We start from the raw sequence: 20807 nt of genomic DNA on the forward strand, positions 1-20807 counted from the left end.
GTCGCTCCGTCACTCGTCGTCGGGGAGACCGGGGCCGCCCAGGGCCAGCCGGACCAGTTCGTCGGCGTCCAGTTCGCTGAGGTCCTTCGGCGCGCCGGTCGGCACGGGGTCGTCCGCCAGCCGCAGGAGGCCGTCCAGCAGCCCGGCGGCCCGCAGGCGGTCCACCGGGATCGTGCGCAGCAGGTCCCGGACCTCCCCGTCGCCCACCGCGGCCACCGCCGCCACCGGAACGGCCGGGGCCAACCGGACGGCGAGGTGCGCGGCCACGGCGGCGGGGGTCGGGTGGTCGAACACCAGCGTCGGCGGGAGCCGCAACCCGGTGGCCGCGCCGAGCCGGTTGCGCAGCTCCACGGCCGTGATCGAGTCGAACCCGGTCTCGCCGAACGCCCGGCCGGGGTCGACCGCCGCCGGTCCGGCGTGGCCGAGCACGGCGGCCACCTGGGTCCGCACCAGCTCGTCCAGCAGCAACTCGACACCCTCAGCGTCGAGCGCGGCCAGCCTCCGCCGCAGATCCGTTCCGCCATCGGCGGGAACGGCTCCCGCCGCGCTCCGCCGGGGCCGCCTGCCGGTGACGAGTCCGCGCAGCAGCGGCGGCTCGTCGCCGGGTCGGACGCCGCGCAAGTCGATCCGCACCGGCAGCAGCAACGCCCGCTCGGGCCGGGCGAGCGCCGCGTCGAACAGGGCGAGCCCTTCGGCGTCGGACAGCTCGCCGACGCCGTCCCGCCGCCCGCGAGCGACCCGCGCCTCACCGAGACCGCCGGTCATCGCGCCGCGTCGGGCCCACAGGCCCCACCCGAGCGACTGCGCGGGCAGGCCGCCTGCTCGACGGCGTCGGGCCAGGGCGTCGAGGAACGCGTTCGCGGCGGTGTAGGCCGCCTGCCCCGGCGAGCCGGTCGTGCCGGACGCCGAGGAGAACAGCGCGAACACCGGCAGCGGGAGGTGCGCGGTCAGCTCGTGCAGGTTCAGCGCGCCGTCGACCTTGGGCCGCAGCACGCGGTCGACCTGGTCGGCGGTCAACGCGGTGACCAGGGCGTCGTCGATCACCCCGGCGCAGTGCACCACCCCGGACAGCGGTCGATCGGCCGGGATGGCGGCCAGAACGGCGGCCAACGCCGTCCGGTCGGCCACGTCGCACGCGGCGAACGTGACGTCGGCGCCGAGAGCCCGCAGGTCGGCCACCAGGTCGCCCGCCGGGTCGTTCCGGCCGACCAGCAGCAGGCTGGTCACCCCGCACGCCGTGACCAGGTGCCTGCCGACGGCTCCGCCGAGCACCCCGCCCGCGCCCGTGACCAGCACGGTCCCGCCCGCGATCCGCGGTGCCCCGGTCACGCCGGGTTCCCCGGCCCGCGCCAGTCGTGGCACGCGGATCTTCCCGTCGCGCAAGGCGATCTGGGGTTCGCCGGTGGCAACGGCCGCGGCGAGGACGTCCTCCGAGGTCCCGTCGGTGTCGACGAGCACGAACCTGCCGGGGTGTTCGGCCTGCGCGGTGCGGACCAGCCCCCACACCGCGGCACCCGCGAGGTCGAGCACGTCCTCGTCGTCCACGCCGACGGCCCGCCGGGTCACGACGACCAGCGGCGACTCGTCGGTCTCGTCCCGTTCCAGCCGTTCCCGCACCGCCTCCAACGCCCGCCGGACGGCAGCGCGCACGTCGGTGTCGGCCGGGTCGAACCGGACCACGACGGGCTCGGTGTGCGCCGCGGCGGGCGGCACCTCCGGCCAGTCGAGCACGAACAGGGCGTCCAGCGCGGACCCGGACCTCGGGTCGGGCAGCGGCCGGGCCACCAGGGAGTCCACCGACGCGACCGGCGCTCCGGTGGGATCGGCCAGCAGCACCCGCGTTCCGCCGTCCGGCGTCGGGGCCAGCCGCACCCGGACCGCCGTCGCGGCGGTCGAGTGCAGCCGCAGACCGGTCCAGGAGAACGGCATGGACACCTTCGTGCCCCCGGACCCCGCCGCGTCCAACCAGGACGCGTGCAGCGCGGCGTCCAGCAGCGCGGGGTGGATGCCGAACGCGCCGGGCTCGCCGGGCAGCACGACCTCGGCGAACACCTCGTCGTCACGACGCCACGCGGCCGTGAGCCCGCGGAACAGCGGCCCGTAGTCGTACCCGGTGGCGGCGAAGTCGTCGTACAGCCGCGTGATGTCCACGGTGGACGACCCCGCAGGCGGCCACTCCCCCGCCAGCGTGCGGTACTCGTGCGGTAGCGGCGGTTCGTCCGGGGCCAGCACGCAGGTCGCGTGCGGCTGCCACGGGCCGTCGTTGGCGGCCTGGGAGAAGATCCGCGCCTGCCGGGTCCCGTCGGGACCGGGCTCGTCCACCCGCACCTGCAGCGTGAGCCCACCGGACTCCGGCACCACCACCGGCACTTGGAGGGTGAGTTCCTCGACGTGCGGGCACCCGACCTGGTCACCGACCCGGATCGCGGTCTCGGCCAGCGCCGCGCCCGGCACGACGACCACGCCCAGCAGGGTGTGTTCGGCCAGCCACGGCTGCGCGGCCAGGGACAGCCGGGCGGTGAACAGGTACCCGTCGTCACCCGCCAGCGAGACCCCGGCGCCGAGCAGCGGGTGGTCGAGGTCGAGCAGGCCCGCCCCGGACACGTCGCCGGTCGTCGTGACCGGGCCGTCCGGCCAGTACCGCTCGTGCTGGAACGGGTAGGTGGGCAGGTCGATCCGGGTGCCGCCGGACAGGCTCGTCCAGTCGACCGCGACCCCGTTCACCCAGGCGCGCGCCACGGATTCGAGCACCCGCTCCAGACCGCCCTCGTCGCGCCGGAGCGTGCCGGTCACCGCGACCTCGCGGCCCAGCCCGAACGCGCTCTCCTCGATGCCGGGCACCAGCACCGGGTGCGGGCTCGGCTCCACGAACACGCCGTATCCGTCACCGACCAGGCCATCCACGACGTCCGCGAGCCGCACGCGTTCCCGCAGGTTGCGGAACCAGTAGCCACCATCGGCGTCCGCCTCGCGCACCCACTCCCCGGACACCGTCGACCGCCACGGGATCACGGGCACGAGCGGCGTCACGTCCCGCAGCAGCTCGGCCAGCTCGTCGCGGATCTCCTCCACCACGGCGGAGTGCGAGGCGTAGTCCACGGCGATCCGCCGCACGCGCAACGCCCCGCACCGGCCGACGAACTCCTCCAACGCGGCCGTCTCGCCCGACACCACCACGGACGCCGGTCCGTTGACCGCCGCGATGGACACCCCGTCGGCGAGCAGCGCCTCGACGTCGGCGACCGGGGCCGCGACCGACACCATCCCACCTCGACCGGCGAGGTGACCGATCGCCTTGCTGCGCAACGCGACCACGCGTGCGCCGTCGTCCAACGACAACGCCCCGGCGACCACGGCGGCGGCGATCTCACCCTGCGAATGCCCCACCACGGCCGACGGCTCGACCCCGACCGAACGCCACACGTGGGCCAGCGACACCATCATCGCCCAGAGCACGGGCTGCACCACGTCCACCCGCAGCAGCAGGGTTTCGTCGGCCAGGGCTTCGCGCAGCGACCAGTCCACGAACGGCGCCAACGCCCGCTCGCACTCGTCCATCCGCTCCGCGAACACCGACGACTCCAGCAGTTCCACGCCCATTCCGACCCACTGCGACCCCTGGCCGGGGAACACGAACACCACCCGGCCGTCGGACGCGGCCGTGCCGCTCACGGCGTCGTCCAGCCCGGCCAGCAGCTCGTCGCGCTTGCGGCCGATCACGACCGCGCGGTGGGCGAACGCCGTCCGCCCGGCCAGCGACAGGCCGACGTCGGCCGGATCGGCGTCGAGGTCCGCCAGTCGAGCGGCCTGGGCCCGCAGCGCGGGTGCGGTCTTGGCCGACAACACCCAGGGCAGCACGGCGGGCACCGGCACCGGCGGCACGACCGCCGCGGCGGGAGCCTCCTCGATGACCAGGTGCGCGTTGGTGCCGCTGATCCCGAACGCCGACACGCCCGCCCGGCGCGGACGTCCGGTGCGCGGCCACGCCACCGGCTCGGTCAGCAGCGAGACCGCGCCGGTCGACCAGTCCACCTCGGACGTCGGCTCGTCCACGTGCAGCGTGCGCGGCAGCAGGCCGTGCTTCAGCGACAGCACCACCTTCAGCACACCGGCGACACCGGCCGCGAGCTGGGCGTGGCCGATGTTCGACTTCACCGACCCCAGCCACAGCGGCCGTTCCGGGTCGCGCCCGCGGCCGTAGGCGGCGAGCAGCGCGTCGGCCTCGATCGGGTCGCCCAGGGTCGTGCCGGTGCCGTGCGCCTCGACCGCGTCCACGTCGTCCGCGGTCAGCCCGGCGGCGGCCAGGGCCTGGCCGATGACCCGGCGCTGCGCGAGGCCGTTCGGCGCGGTCAGCCCGTTGGACGCGCCGTCGGAGTTCACCGCGGAGCCGCGCACCACGGCCAGGACGGTGTGCCCCAGGCGGTGCGCGTCGGACAGCCGTTCGAGCAGCACCATCCCGGCGCCCTCGGACATGCTCATGCCGTCGGCGGCGTTGGCGAACGGCTTGCACACGCCGTCCGGCGCCAGTCCGCGCTGCTGGCTGAACCCGACGAACCCGGCCAGGTTCGCCATCACCGTGACACCACCGGCGAGCGCCAGCGTGCACTCGCCGCTGCGCAGGGCTTGTGCCGCGAGGTGGATCGCCACCAGCGACGACGAGCACGCCGTGTCCACGGTCATCGCCGGGCCTTCGAGGCCGAGCGCGTAGGCGATGCGGCCGGACGCGACGCTGCCGGAGCCGCCCGTCACGGAGTGGCCGTCCACGACACCGGACGTGTCGCCGGGACGCGGGGTGTAGCCGTTGACCGCGCAGCCGACGAACACGCCGGTGCGCGTGCCGCGGCAGGACGTCGGGTCGATGCCCGCGCTCTCGATGACCTCCCACGACGTCTCCAGCAGCAGCCGTTGCTGCGGGTCGGTCGCGAACGCCTCGCGCGGCGAGATGCCGAAGAAGTCCGCGTCGAAGTCGCCCGCGTCGCGCAGGAACCCGCCGCGCCGCGTGGACGACTTGCCCGGCAGGCCGGGTTCGGGGTCGTAGAGCCCGTCCAGGGCCCAGCCGCGGTCGGTCGGCCAGTCGGTGATGACGTCCCGGCCCTCGGCCAGCACGGCCCACAGGTCGTCGGGCGTCCGCACACCGCCGGGGAAGCGACCGCTGATGCCGACGATGGCGATCGGCTCGTCCACGGACACCGGGGCGGCCTGGACCTCCGCCGCGGCCTGGTCGCCGCGCAGCAGCTCCCGCAGGTGCCGCGCCAGCCCGGTGACCGTGGGGTAGTCGAACACCACGGCGGCGGGCAGCCGCAGGCCGGTGAGCGCGGTGAGGCGGTTGCGCAGGTCCACAGCCGTGAGCGACTCGAACCCGAGGTCCCGGAACGCGCGGGACGGGTCGAGGTCGCCGTCGGTGTGGCCCAGCACCTCGGCCGCCTGCGCGCGGACCAGGTCGTGCAGCACGCGGTCGGCCTCGGCGGTGCTCAGCCCGGCCAGTCGGCGCAGCAGCTCCGATTCGACGACCGGCGGTTCGGCCACCTCGGTCGCGACCTCGGGGATCTCGGCCAACAGCGGCGACGGGCGGGCGGAGGTGAACACGTCGTGGAACCGCGCCCAGTCCACGTCGGCGACCGCGATGGTGGTCTCGTCGTCGTCCAGGCACCGTGCCAGCGCGCCGACGGCCACGTCGGGGTCGAGGAACGGCAGACCCTGGCCGCGCAGGCGGGCCAGGTCCAGTCCACCGGGCAGGACGAGGTCGTCGGTGAAACCCGGCGAGTCCCAGACGCCCCAGGCGATGGACGTGGCCACCTGCCCGCGAGCGCGGCGGCGGCGGGCGAAGGCGTCCAGGTAGGCGTTCGCGGCGGCGTAAGCGCCGTGGTCACCGCTGCCCCAGACGCCCGCGATGGACGAGAACAGCACGAACGCGTCGAGGTCGGTGTCGGCCAGCGCGTCGGCGAGGTGCTCCGCGCCCCTCGCCTTGGCGTCGAAGACGCGGGCGAGGTCGCCGAGCGGAGTGGTGGCCAGCGAGCCGAGTTCCATCGCGGCGGCGGCGTGCACGACCGCGCGAACCGGCGTGCCTTCGTCGGCCAGGCGGCGCACCAGCGCCTTCACCGCGACCGGGTCGGCGACGTCGCAGGCCGCGGTGGTGATCCGGACGGGCACGTCGAGGTCGGAGGTCGTACCGCGACGGCTGGGCAGCACCACGTGGTCGGCCCCGGCGTCCGCCAGCCAGCGCACGACGTGCGGGCCGACCGCGCCGGTGCCACCCGTGACCAGGACCGTGCCGGACGGGCGCCACTTCCGGCGCTTCGGGGACGCGGACGCCCTCACCAGCCGCCGGACCAGCACTCCCCCGTCGCGCACGGCCAGCTGGTCCTCGTCGCCCCCCGCCGTGAGGGCGTGGGCGAGGAGCGCTGGGTCGCAGTCCGCGGGCACGTCGACCAGACCGCCCCACAGCCGCGGGTGTTCCAACGCCGCGACACGGCCGATGCCCCACACAGCGGCTGCCGCCGGGTCGACGTCCTCCGAACCCCGCGCCACGGCGTCCCGCGTCACGGTCCACAGTGGACCTTCGATGCCGGAGTCCAGCAGTGCTTGCAGCAGGACGGCGGTCAGCGCGAGCCCGGACGGCAGGGCCGGGTGCTCCGGGTGGTGGCCGTCGGCGAACGCGAGCAGGGACAGCACGCCCGTGACCGGCTCGTCGGGCAGGAGCGCGGCGAGCGCGGCCCGGTCGGGGACGCCGGGGACCTCCACGACGACCGGGGTGTCGAAGGCCGCGAGCGCCCAGGAGGCGTCGAGCCCGGCGGGCACCACGACCAGCCACGTGCCGGTGACGCGGGTGGCGGCCCTGGAGGGCAAGGGGCGCCACGCTTCGCGGTAGCGCCAGCCGTCCACTGTGGAGGACTGCTTGCTCCTCCGCCGCCACGTCGACAGCGCTTTCAGCGCTGGGGCCAAAGTCTCGGCGGGGGTGTCGAGGGTGTCGGTCAGCTCGGCGAGATCCTCGCGGTCGACGGCGTGCCAGAAGGCGTCGTCGACCGGGTCGGCTACGGGGATCGCCCGCAGCCAGAAGTGCTTGTGCCGGAACGGGTACGTCGGCAGTTCGACGCGCCTGCCCTGGCCGCCGAACACGCTCGTCCAGTCCACCGCGACGCCGCGTACCCAGGCCTGCGCGGCGGCTTCCAGCAGCCGGTCCCGGCCGCCTTCGTCGCGCCGGAGCGTGCCGGTGACCGCGACCTCACGCCCCAGCCCGAACGCCGTCTCCTCGATGCCGGGCACCAGCACCGGGTGCGGACTCGGCTCCACGAACACGCCGAACCCGTCACCGACGAGGCTCTGGACCACGTGGTCGAGCCGCACCCGGTCGCGCAGGTTGCGGTACCAGTAGTCGCCGTCGGCGACGGCGCCGCGCACCCAGTCGCCGGTGACCGTGGACCGCCACGCGACCTCCGGCGCGCGAGGCGTCACGTCCCGCAGCAGTTCGGCCAGCTCGTCGCGGATCTCCTCCACCACGGCGGAATGCGAGGCGTAGTCCACGGCGATCCGCCGCACTCGCGACGACCCGCACCGGCCGACGAACTCCTCCAACGCGGCCGTCTCGCCCGACACCACGACGGACGTCGGCCCGTTGACCGCCGCGACCGACACGCCTTCACCGAGCAGCGTCTCGACCTCGCCGAGCGAAGCCGCCACCGAGACCATTCCGCCCCGACCCGCCAACCGCCCGATCGCCTTGCTCCGCAACGCGACCACCCGTGCGCCGTCGTCCAACGACAACGCCCCGGCGACGACGGCCGCCGCGATCTCGCCCTGCGAGTGGCCGACGACGACCGACGGCTCGACTCCGACCGAACGCCACACCGCGGCCAGCGACACCATCACCGCCCACAGCACCGGCTGCACCACGTCCACCCGCAGCAGCAGCACCTCGTCGGCCAGCGCGTCGCGCAGCGACCAGTCCACGAACGGCGCCAACGCCCGCTCGCACACCGCCATCCGCTCCGCGAACACCGCCGACGACTCCAGCAGCTCCACACCCATGCCGACCCACTGCGACCCCTGACCGGGGAACACGAACACCACCCGGCCGTGCGAGGACGCCGTTCCGCTCACGACACCGGGCCCGAGTCCACCGCTCGCGATCGACTCGACCCCGGCCAGCAGCTCGTCCCGGTCGCGGCCGACCACCACGGCCCGGTGCTCGAACGCCGTCCGACCGGCCGCCAGCGACAGGCCGATGTCGGCGGTGCTCGCCTCACCGGACCAGTCGGCCAGCTGCCGTGCCTGCTGCCGCAGCCCCTCGGCGCTGCGGGCGGACAGCACCCACGGCAGCACTCCGGACACCACGGCGGGTTCGTCCGCGACGGGTGGTTCCTCGATGATCACGTGCGCGTTGGTGCCGCTGATGCCGAACGACGACACCCCCGCGCGGCGAGGGCGTGCCGACCGCGGCCACGCCACCGGCTCGGCCAGCAGCGACACCGCGCCTGCCGTCCAGTCCACTTCGGACGAGGGCTCGTCCACGTGCAGCGTCCGCGGCAGTTCCTCGTGCCGCAGGGCCAGCACCATCTTCAGCACGCCCGCCACACCGGCGGCGGCCTGCGTGTGCCCGATGTTCGACTTGACCGATCCCAGCCACAGCGGGTCGCCGTCGCGGTCCTGGCCGTAGGTGGCCAGCAGCGCGCCTGCCTCGATCGGGTCACCGAGCCGGGTGCCGGTGCCGTGCGCCTCCACGACGTCCACGTCCGCGGGCGTGAGCCCGGCGACGGCCAGGGCCTGCCGGATCACCCGTTCCTGCGACGGCCCGTTCGGCGCGGTCAGCCCGTTGGACGCCCCGTCGGAGTTGACCGCCGACCCCCGCACCACCGCGAGGACGTCGTGGCCCAGGCGCTTCGCGTCGGACAGCCGTTCCAGCAGCACCACGCCGACGCCCTCGGCGACGCCGAACCCGTCCGCCCGGTCGCTGAACGCCTTGCTCCGCCCGTCGGCGGCCAGCCCGCCCTTCTCGCCGAACTCCAGCAGGCCGTCCGGCGCGGCCATGACCGTCGAGCCGCCCGCGAGGGCCAGCACGCACTCACCGGAGCGCAACGCCTGCGCCGCGAGGTGGATCGCAACCAGCGACGACGAGCACGCCGTGTCCACGGTGACCGCCGGACCTTCAAGGCCGAGCGCGTAGGCGATGCGGCCGGACGCGACGCTGCCGGAGTTGCCGGTGGCGACGAACCCGGCGGCGGCCTCGTCGGACCTGGCCACCAGCATCAGGTAGTCGTGGCTGCTCAGGCCGACGAACACGCCGGTCGAGGAGCCGCGCAGGCTCGACGGGTCGATGCCCGCGCGTTCCAGCGCCTCCCAGGTGGTCTCCAGCAGGAGCCGCTGCTGCGGGTCCATGGTGAGCGCTTCACGCGGTGAGATGCCGAAGAAGTCCGCGTCGAAACCCGCGGCGTCGTGCAGGAACGCGCCTTCGGCGATTCGGTGTTCCAGGTCGGAGCCCGAGTAGAGCGCGTCGAGGTCCCAGTCGCGGTCGGCGGGCGGCGGGCCGACGGCGTCGCCGCCCGCGCGCAGCAGGTCCCACAGCTCGGCGGGGGTGCTCACGCCGCCGGGGTAGCGGCAGCCCATGCCGACGATGACGACCGGGTCGTCGCCGGTGACGACGGTCGCGGTGGGCGGCGCGACGCGGTCGGCCGTGCCCAGCGCGGTCTTGCCCAGAACGGTCGTGTGCAGGTGCGCGGCGAGCCGGAGGGCCGACGGGTGGTCGAACACCAGTGTCGCGGGCAGCCGCAGACCGGTGGCCGCGGACAGCCGGTTGCGCAGTTCCACGGCGGTCAGCGAGTCGACGCCGAGGTCGCGGAACGCCGTGTCGACCGGCACCGAGTCGGCGGACGGGTGCCCGAGCACCACGGCGACGGTGGACCGCACCAGGTCGGTCAGCAGCCGGTCGGCCTCGGGGGTGGTCAACGCGGCCAGCTTCCGCGCGAACGCGGACAGGTCCGTCGCGGCGGCCCCCGTGCTGCGGCGGCGCTTCGCGACGACCAGCCCGCGCAGCAACGGCGGCACGTCGGCCTCGGCCCGCCCGGAGGTGTCCAGTCCCACGGCGACGACCAGCGCCTCGTCCACCACGGCGTCGAACAGGGCGAGGCCGTCGGCCGTGGACAGGGCTCGGACGCCGGAGCGGTGCGTCCGGTCGAGACCGGTCGCCGCGCCGCTGTCCCGCCAGAGGCCCCACGCGATCGACCGCGCGGGCAGCCCCCGTGCGCGGCGGTGCTGGGCCAGGCCGTCGAGGAACGCGTTGGCGGCGGCGTAGTTCGCCTGGCCGGGGCTGCCGAACACCGACGCCCCGGAGGAGAACAGCACGAAGTCGGCCAGGTCCAGGTGCGCCGTGAGGTCGTGCAGGTGTCGAGCGCCGTCCGCCTTCGCCCGCAGGACGACGTCCAGCCGGTCCGGCGTGAGGTCGGCGAGCAGGCCGTCGTCGAGGACGGCGGCGGTGTGCACGACGGCGGTCAACGGGTGGTCGACGTCCGCCAGCACGCGGGCGAGCGCGTCGCGGTCGGCCACGTCGCAGTCCGCCAGCACGACGTCCGCGCCCAGCGCGACCAGGTCGTCCCGCAGGTCCGTCGCGGCGGACGCCGTGCGCGAGAGCAGAAGCAGGTGCCGCACCCCGCGGTCGGCGACCAGGTGCCGGGCGACCTGCCCGGCGAGGGCGCCCGTGGCCCCGGTGATCAGCACCGTGCCGTCGGGGTCCCACGGCCGCGGCAGCCGCACGGCCACCTTGCCGACGTGCCGGGCCTGGCTGATGTGCCGCAACGCCTCCGGCAGCCGGGTGACGTCCCAGGTGCGCAGCGGCAACGGCCGCAGCGCGCCCGACTCGAACAGGGACAGGAGTTCCCGCAGCATCTCCTGGGTCCGCTCGGGACCGGCCTCGCTGAGCCCGAACCCGCGGTACCGGACGCCGGGGTGGGTCGCGGCGACCTCGGCGGCGTCGCGGACGTCGGTCATGCCCAGTTCGACGAACCGGCCGCCGCGCGGCAGCAGCCGCAGCGACGCGTCCACGAAGTCCCCGGCCAGCGCGTTGAGCACGACGTCGACACCGGTCCCGAACCGCTGCTCGAACTCCAGGGTCCGCGACGACGCCAGGTGCGCCTCGTCCAGGCCGGTCGCGTCCCACTTCGCCGGGCTCGCCGTGCCGTAGACCTCGGCGCCGAGGTGGCGGGCCAGTTGCACGGCGGCCATGCCGACACCGCCCGCGGCGGCGTGCACCAGCACCGACTCGCCCGCACGCAGGTCGGCGACGTCCACCAGGCCGTAGTAGGCCGTGAGGAACACCGCCGGGACCACCGCCGCCTGCTCGAACGTCCACCCGTCCGGCATCGGCGCGACAAGTCGCCGGTCGATCACGGCGGACGTGCCGAACGCGTGGAAGATGCCGAACACCCGGTCGCCGGGCCGCAGGTCCGTGACACCGGGCCCGGTCTCGACGACCACACCCGAGCCCTCGACGCCCAGCGGACCGGCCGCTTCGGCGGGCATCATGCCCAGCGCGTTGAGGGCGTCGCGGAAGTTCACGCCCGCGGCCCGCACGGAGATCCGCACCTCGCCCTCGGCGGGCGTGATCTCGGCGTACGTCGTGACGGCCAGGCTCTCCAGCGTGCCGCGACCGGTGTGCTCGATCCGCCACGTCCGCCGCTGTCCGGGCGGCACGAGCCGTCCACCGGACGCAGCGCGCACCAGCCGTGGCACGAGCGCGGTGCCTCCGCGCAGCGCGAGCTGGGGTTCCGCCGAGCCCGCCACGGCGGCGGGCACCTCGACGCCGTCGACGTCCAGCAGGCCGAATCGGCCGGGGTGCTCCGACTGCGCGGACCGGACCAGCCCCCACAGCGGGGCCTGGGCGAGGTCCACGTCGTCGCCTTCGGCGGTCGCCACGGCCTGGCGGGTCACCACGACCAGCCGGGCGGCGGCGAACCGCTCGTCGGCCAGCCACTCCCGCAACGCCACGAGCACCCGGCCGTCGCGGACGTCACCGCCGGTCGGGGCCAACAGGACCACCTCGGGCACGTCCACGACCTCGGCAAGCGCGGCGTGCACCCGAGCGCCTGGCACGGCGAGCCCGGTGCCGACGACCACGACCGGCCGTGTGTCCTCTGTGGACGCCGACGACCACTCGACGCGGAACAGCGAGTCCCGCAGTGCCGAGTCGTCCGCGCTCAGCTGGTCGGCCGAGAACGGCCGCGCCACCAGGGAGTCCACGGACACGACGGGCGCGCCGGACTCGTCCACGGCGTCGAGGGCGACGGCCTCCGAGCCTGCCGCGCGGATCCGCACCCGCAGGGCGGTCGCGCCGACGGCGTGCAGGGACACGCCGGACCACGAGAACGGCAGCCGGAACCGGTCGTCGCCGTCGAAGAAGTCGCCGAACGCGGTCGCCTGGACGGCGGCGTCCAGCAGCGCCGGGTGCAGGCCGAACTCCTCGGCCTCACCGACCAGGCCTTCGGGCAGCGCGACCTCGGCGAACACCTCGTCGCCGGACCGCCACGCCGCTCGCAGACCCCGGAACGCGGGCCCGTAGGCGTGGTCGGTGCCTTCGGCGGCGGTGTAGTGGGCGGCCACGTCCACCGGTTCCGCGCCCGGCGGCGGCCACGCGCTGAACGGGGCCGTCGGCGTGGGCTCGTCGGGGATCAGGACGCCGGAGGCGTACCGGGTCCACGGGAAGTCGTCGGGAGCGTCGTCGGGGCGGGCGTGGACGTGGACCGTGCGAGCGCCCGTGCCGTCCGGTGCGCCTGCCACGACCTGCACGGCCATGCCGCCGCGCTCGGGCAGCAGCAGCGGCGCTTCCAGCACGAGTTCGTCGACCCGGCCGCAGCCGACCTGGTCGCCCGCGCGGACGGCCAGTTCCAGGAAAGCGGTGCCGGGCAACAACACCGTGCCGCCCAGGGCGTGGTCGGCGAGCCACTCGTGGGTGCCGGTGGACAGCCGTCCGGTGAGCAGCAGGCCGTCCTGCTCGGCGAGCGCGAGCGACGCGCCGAGCAGCGGGTGGTCGGCCGTGGCCTGCCCGACCGACCGGACATCACCGGAGGTGCGGGCGGATTCGAGCCAGTAGCGGCGGCGCTGGAACGGGTAGGTCGGCAGCTCCACGTGCCTGCCGCCGGTGACGACCCGCGTCCAGTCGACCGGGCCGCGGCGCACGTGCAGCTCCGCCAACGACGTCAGGAACCGGTCCGCCGCTCCGTCGTCCCGGCGCAGCGAGCCGAGGGCGACCGCGTCGCTCCCGGCGTCCTCGGCGATCTCGACGAGCGCCGAGACCAGCGTGGGGTGCGGGCTGCACTCGATGAACAGGTCGTGCCCGTCGGCGAGCAGCCGCCGGACGGTGCCGACGAAGTCGACCGGGCGGCGGGCGTTCTCGAACCAGTAGCCGGCGTCCAGCGCGGTGCCGGGCATGGGTTCGGTGGTGACCGTGGAGTAGAACGGCACCTCGCCGTCGGTGGGGCGCAGGGACGACAGGGCGTCGAGCAGCGGTCCGCGCACGGGTTCGACCTGCGGGCTGTGGGTGGCGCCGCTGGCCGGGACGACCCTCGCCCGCTCCCCCGCGGCCTTCCACCCGGCGACCAGGGCGGTGACGGCCTCGGTGTCGCCGGAGACGGACGTGGCAGTCGGCCCGTTGATGCCGGACACCACGACACGATCACCCCACGGCGCCAGGTCTTCGCGCACCCGTTCGGCGGGCAACGCGACAACGGCGATGACACCCTTGCCGACCAGTTCCGCGGCGAGCAACGTGCTGCGCAGCACCAGCATCCGGGCCGCGTCGGCCAACGGCAGCACACCCGCGACCACGGCCGCGGCGACCTCGCCCTGCGAGTGGCCGACCACCCCGGCGGGCTCGACGCCGTACGAGCGCCACAGCGCGGCCAGCGACACCATCACCGAGAACAGCACCGGCTGCACCACGGTCGTGTGGTCCAGTTTCGGCGCACCGTCGACCTCGGTCAGCACGTCCAGCACCGACCAGCCGGTGTGCGGGCGGAACGCCTCATCGCACTCGCGCAGCCGTGCCGCGAACACGGGGTGCGCCGCGGCCAGGTCACGCCCCATGCCCGCCCACTCGGACCCCTGGCCGGGGAACACGAACACCGGCCTGCCCGTCGTGGTGGTGGCGGGACCCTGACCGGCGACCTCGGCGAGGCCGCGGAGCAGGTCGTCGCGGTTCGCGCCGATCACGACGGCGCGGTGGTCGAACAGCGCCCGTCCGGTGGCGAGGGTGAACGCGACGTCGACCGGAGCCAGGTCCGGGTGCCGTTCGACGTGTTCGCGCAGGGCGTCGGCCTGCGCCAGCAACGCCTCGGGACCGCGGGCCGACAGCGGGAACGCCAGCAGGTCCGGGGCAGCGGCCGGGACGCGCGCGGGTTCGGGGAACTCCTCGATGATCACGTGCGCGTTGGTGCCGCTCACCCCGAACGACGACACGCCCGCTCGGCGAGGACGCCCGTTCGGTGGCCAGGCACGGGCCTCGGTCAGCAGCTCCACGGCCCCGGACGTCCAGTCCACCTCAGGCGTCGGGGCGTCGACGTGCAGGGTGCGCGGCAGCGTGGCGTGGCGCAGGGCGAGCACCATCTTGATCACGCCCGACACGCCCGCGGCGGCCTGGGAGTGGCCGATGTTCGACTTCACCGACCCCAGCCACAGCGGGTCGCCCGTGCGGCCGCGGCCGTAGGTGGCCAGCAGCGCACCCGCCTCGATCGGGTCGCCGAGCCGGGTGCCGGTGCCGTGCGCCTCGACCGCGTCCACGTCGTCGGCAGAGAGGCCCGCCGAGGCGAGCGCCTGCTGGATGACCCGGCGCTGCGCGGCGCCGTTGGGGGCGGCCAGACCGTTGGACGCGCCGTCCTGGTTGACCGCGCTGCCCTTGAGGACGGCGAGCACCGGGTGGCCGCGGCGGACCGCGTCGGACAGCCGTTCCAGCAGCACGACGCCCGCGCCCTCGGCCATGCCGACGCCGTCGGCCGACGCGGCGAACGCCTTGCTCCGACCGTTGGAGGCCAGGCCGCGGGTCCGGCTGGAGTCCACGAACAGCAGCGGCGTGGACATGACCGTGACGCCACCGGCGACGGCCAGCGAGCACTCGCCGTTGCGCAGGGCCTGCGCGGCGAGGTGGATGGCCACCAGCGACGACGAGCACGCCGTGTCCACGGTGATCGCCGGGCCCTGGAAGCCGAACGTGTAGGAGACGCGGCCGGACAGCACACTCGGGGAGTTGCCGAGGCCGACGAAGTCCACCGCCTCCTCGGGGACGCGGTCGAGGCGGAGCGTGTAGTCGTTGGACATCACGCCCGCGAACACGCCGGTGTCGCTGCCGCGCAACGAGTCCGGGTCGATGCCGCCGCGTTCGAACGCCTCCCACGTGACTTCGAGGAGCAGCCGGTGCTGCGGGTCGGTGGCCATGGCCTCGCGCGGCGAGATGCCGAAGAACGCGGGGTCGAAGTCGGCCGGGTCGACCAGGAACCCGCCTTCACGGGTGTAGGTCGTGCCGGGGTGGTCGGGATCGGGGTGGTAGAGCCCGTCGACGTCCCAGCCGCGGTCGCGCGGGAACTCCGACACCGCGTCGGCCTCGTCGGACAGCAGGCCCCAGAACCGTTCCGGGGTGTCGGCGCCTCCGGGCAGGCGGCAGCCCATCGCCACGACGACGATCGGGTCGCCGTCGACGGCCGTCACGGCGGTGGTCGGGACGGCCGGGGCGTCGGCCGCGTCCTCGAACAGCCGCTCCAGCAGGTGGACGGCGAGTTCGGCCGGGGACGGGTGGTCGAACACCAGCGTCGCGGGCAGCCGCAGGCCGGTGGCCGCGGCCAGTCGGTTGCGCAGCGCCACGGCGGCCAGCGAGTCGAACCCGAGGTCGCGGAAGGCGCGGCGGGCGTCGACGTCGTCCGCGGAGCCGTGGCCGAGGACGGCGGCGACGTGCCCGCGCAGGGTCTCGGAGAGCTGCCGGACGCGTCCGTCGACGGGCAGCGCGGCGAGGTCGCGCACCAGGCCGGACGCGGTGTCGCCCGCCAACGCCGCGAGCGGGCGGCGGACCGGCGTGCGGACCAGGGCCCGCAGCACGGGGGCGACCGGCTGGTCGCGCAGCGCGGCCACGTCGACCGGCATAGCGGCGACGAACGCGGGACCATCCACAATGGAGTCGAAGAGCGCGAGGCCGAGGTCGGTGGAGAGCGGCGGCAGGCCGGAGGCGGCGATCCGCCGCAGGTCGGCGTCGTCGAGGTGGCCGGTGAGGCCGGTGCGCGTCTCCCACAGCCCCCACGCCACGGACACCGCGGGCAGACCGCGGGCCCGGCGGTGCCGCGCGAAGCCGTCCACGAACGCGTTGGCGGCGGCGTAGGCGCCCTGGCCCGCGCCGCCGAGCACGCCCGCGCCGGAGGAGAACAGGACGAACGCCGACAGGTCCAGGTCGCGGGTCAGCTCGTCCAGGTGCGCCAGGGCGTCGACCTTCGGCCGCAGCACGGGCCCGAGCCGATCCGCGGTGAGCGAGGTGACCACGCCGTCGTCCAGCACGCCCGCCGCGTGCACGACGGCGGTCGGCGGGTACCGGTCGACCAGGTCGGCGAGCGCGGCCCGGTCGGCGACGTCGCAGGCGACGACCGTGGCCGTGGCACCGAGTTCGGCCAACTCGGCCACCAGGTCGGCCGCGCCGCCGGAGCGTCCGGTCAGCACGAGGTGGCGGACGCCGTGCTCGACGACCAGGTGCCGGGCGACGATGCCGCCGAGGACGCCCGTGCCGCCGGTGATCAGCACCGTGCCGTCCGGGTCCCACGCGGCCCGCGCGCCCGCCGGGGTGCGGGTCAGGCGCGGCACGAGGACCTCTCCCCCGCGCACGGCGACCTGGTCCTCGTCCGCGCCGAACGCGCCGAGTCCCACGGCCAGGTCGGTGTCGCGGTCGAGGTCGAGCAGCCCGAACCGGTCGGGGTGTTCGGACTGGGCGGAGCGGATGAGGCCGCGAGCCGCCGCGGCGGGCAGGTCGAGCACGTCCTCGTCGTCGTGCGCGGCGACGGCCCGGTGCGTGACGACCACGAGCCGCGAGTCGCGGAACCGCTCGTCGGCCAGCCAGGTCCGCACCAGCTCCAGGGCTTCTCGCACGGCGTCGTGGGTCGCGGCGACGACGTCGGTCGCGTCCGGTCGGGCGATCCGGGCGACCACGATCGGTGCCACGTCGGGCAGGTCGGCCCACCCGGCGGCCGGGGCGGTGCCGGGCAGCCGCACCCAGTCCAACCGGAACAGCGCGTCGCGCACCGGGTCGCGGCCGGTCTTCAGGCCACCGGCCGGGGTCGGGCGGAGCAGCAGCGAGTCGACGGTCAGCACGGGGGCGCCCGCGCCGTCACGGGCGTCGAGCGCGAAGCCGTACGGACCGGCCGGGGTCAGGCGCATCCGCAGGGCCGCCGCGCCCGAGGCGTGCAGCGTGACGCCGGACCACGAGAACGGCAGCCAGCCCGCGGGCGTCGACCCGGCGCCGGAGGCGTGCAGGGAGGCGTCGAGCAGCAGCGGGTGCAGGCCGTAGGCGGTGGCCGTGCCGCGGTGGTCCTCGGGCAGTTCGACCTCGGCGAACACCTCCGCGCCCAGTCGCCACGCGGCCCGCAGGCCCTGGAACGCGGGCCCGTAGTGGAACCCCACGGCCGCGAAGTCGTCGTAGAGCGTGGACACGTCGATCGGCTCGGCCCCGGCGGGCGGCCACGCCGTGGCGGTGGCTGGTGCGACGGCGGGGGTCGGGGCGAGGACGCCGCCCGCGTGCCGGGTCCAGTCGTCGTCGCCGGTGCGGCCGAACACGGTCAGCGGTCGACGACCCTGCTCGTCGGGCGTGCCGACGGCCACCTGGATGGTCACCGGCCCGTCGTCGGGCAGCAGCAGCGGCGCTTCGAGCGTCAGCTCCTCGACCCGGCCGCAGCCGACCTGGTCGCCCGCGCGGATCGCGAGTTCCAGCAGCGCGGCCCCCGGCAGGAGGACCGCGTCGCCGACGGCGTGGTCGGCCAGCCACGGGTGCGTGCGGCGGGACAGCCGCCCGGTGAACAGCACGCCGTCGCCGTCCGCGACGGACACGACGGCTCCGAGCAGCGGGTGGTCCGGCGTGCCCAGCCCCGCGGCGCGGAGGTCGCCGGTCGCGGGCGCGGTCTCCAGCCAGTAGTGCTTGCGCTGGAAGGCGTACGTGGGCAGGGCGATCACCCGCGGCGCGTGCGGGGCGTGCACCGCGGCCCAGTCCACGACCACGCCTGCGGCGTGCAGTTCGCCGAGCGTCGTGAGCACCCGGCGCGGGCCGCCGTCGTCGCGGCGCAGCGAGCCGAGGGCCACCGCCGACCCGACCGCCTCGGCGGTCTCCTGCACCGCGTTGGTGAGCACCGGGTGCGGGCCGACCTCCAGCACGACGCCGTGGCCGTCGGCCAGCGCGGCCCGTGTGGCCCGCTCGAACTCCACGGTCTGCCGCAGGTTCCGGTACCAGTAGGCGGCGTCGAGCCCGGCGGTGTCGAGCAGGCCGCCGGTCACCGACGAGTAGAACGCGATGTCCGACGACACCGGGGCCACGCCGTCCAACGCGTCGAGCAGGTCGCGTTCGATCCGCTCGACGTGCGCGGAGTGGGACGCGTAGTCGACCGGCAGGATCGTGGCGCGGACGTCCCGGCCGTGCAGCCGGTCCCGCAGCGCCACCAGGTCGGCCGGGTCACCCGACACGACCACCGACGACGGACCGTTCACCGCCGCCAGCGACAGGTCTCCCGTCAGCGGCACCTCGTCCGCGGGCAGGGCGACGGACATCATCCCGCCCGCGCCGCTCAGCGCCGTCAAGGCCTTGCTGCGCAACGCGACCACCCTCGCACCGTCCTCAAGGGACAGTGCGCCCGCCACCACGGCGGCGGCGATCTCGCCCTGCGAGTGGCCGATCACGGCGGCCGGGGTGATCCCGCAGGACTCCCACAGCGCCGCCAGCGACACCATCACGGCGAACAGCACGGGCTGCACGACGTCCACCCGCTCCAGGCCGGGGCCTTCGCCGCGCAGCACCTCCGGCAGCGACCAGTCCACGTGCGGGGCCAGCGCGTCGGCGCACTCCACCAGCCGGTCGCGGAACACCGGGGACGTGTCCAGCAGTTCGACCGCCATGCCCGCCCACTGCGTCCCCTGGCCGGGGAACGCGAACAGGACGTCCGGCGCGTCACCCGCCGCCACCCCGCGAACCGCGTCGGCCGACGGCGAGTCCGCCGCCAGGTCGGTCAGCTTGGCCAGGAACTCGGCCGGGTCGGCGCCGACCAGCACCGCCCGGTGCTCCAGCGCGGCACGCGTGGAGGCCAGCGAGTGCGCGATGTCGACGACCCGCGCGGTCGAGTCGCCCAGGAACTCCGCGAGCCGCCCCGCCTGACCGCGCAACGCGGCCTCCGTGCGACCGGACAGCACCCAGGCGACCGGGGAACCGTCCACGGCGCCACCGGGTTCCGGGTCGACCTCCGGTGCCTGTTCGAGGATGACGTGGCTGTTCGTGCCGCTCACGCCGAACGACGACACGGCGGACCGGCGCGGACGACCGGTCTCGGGCCACGGCTCGGCCGACGTCACCAGCCGCACGGTGCCGTCGGACCAGTCCACGGACGGCGTGGGCTCGTCGACGTGCAGGGTCGCGGGCACGATCCCGGCCCGCATGGAGAGGACCATCTTGATCACGCCGCCGACCCCGGCCGCCGCCTGGGTGTGGGCGATGTTGGACTTCAGCGATCCCAGCAGCAACGGCCGTTCGCGGTCCTTGCCGTAGGTGGCGATCAACGCCTGGGCCTCGATCGGGTCGCCCAGCGGCGTTCCGGTGCCGTGCGCCTCCACCACGTCCACGTCGGCCGGTGCGAGCCCGGCCCCGGCCAGCGCCGTGCGGATCAGCCGCTGCTGCGCGGGACCGTTCGGCGCGGTGAGCCTGCTCGACGCGCCGTCGGAGTTCACCGCGGACCCGCGGATCACCGCGAGCACCGGGTGCCCGTTGCGGCGCGCGTCGGACAGCCGTTCCAGCAGCAGCAGGCCGACGCCCTCGCCCCAGCCCGTGCCGTCGGCGCCGGAGGAGAACGACTTGCACCGGCCGTCGGCGGCCAGACCGCCCTGGATGGACATCTCGGCGAACGCGGCGTCGGTCGACATCACCATGACACCGCCCGCGAGCGCCAGGTCGCTCTCGCGCGACCGCAGCGATTGCGCGGCCAGGTGGATGCCGACCAGCGACGACGAGCACGCCGTGTCGATGGAGACCGCCGGGCCCTCCAGCCCGAACGCGTAGGCGACGCGGCCGGACACGATGTTGTCCGAGCCGCCCTGCCCCAGGTACGGCCGGACCTCGTCGGCCACGGCCAGCGGCCGGGACGCGTAGTCCTGGTACTGCACGCCCGCGAACACGCCGGTCTTGCTGGTCTTCAACGAGGTCGGGTCGATCCCGGCCCGCTCGAACACCTCCCACGCGGTCTCCAGCAGCAGCCGTTGCTGCGGGTCCATCGCCAGCGCCTCGTGCGGCGAGATGCCGAACAGGTCCGCGTCGAACCCGGCGACGTCGTCGACGAACGCGCCCGTGCCCTCGATCGCCCACCCGCGTTCGGCGGGGAACGGGGTCACCGCGTCGACCTCGCCCGCGACCAGGTCCCACAGCTCCTCGGGGCTGGTCACGCCGCCGGGGTAGCGGCAGCCCATCGCGACGATCGCGATCGGCTCGCCGGTGCCGTCCTCGACCTCGCGCAGCCGGGCCTTGGCGCGCTGGAGGTCCGCCGTCACGCGCTTGAGGTAGTCGCGGAGCTTGTTCTCGTTCACGGGAGTCCTCACGGTCGGCACTTCGCGGG

Annotated in this window: 1 protein-coding gene; it reads right to left on the minus strand. The window is 75.2% G+C overall.

Annotated features, from left to right (window positions below; translation table 11 throughout):
- Positions 1-9: 9 nt before the first annotated feature.
- Positions 10-20790, minus strand: a complete 20781-nt coding sequence (locus ACFWW9_RS10785; RefSeq protein ID WP_390374434.1) for a type I polyketide synthase — start codon at positions 20788-20790, stop codon at positions 10-12.
- Positions 20791-20807 lie beyond the last annotated feature (17 nt).

Origin of the sequence: Umezawaea sp. NPDC059074 (assembly GCF_042738955.1) — a bacterium.
In the GTDB taxonomy this organism is placed as follows: Bacteria; Actinomycetota; Actinomycetes; order Mycobacteriales; family Pseudonocardiaceae; genus Umezawaea.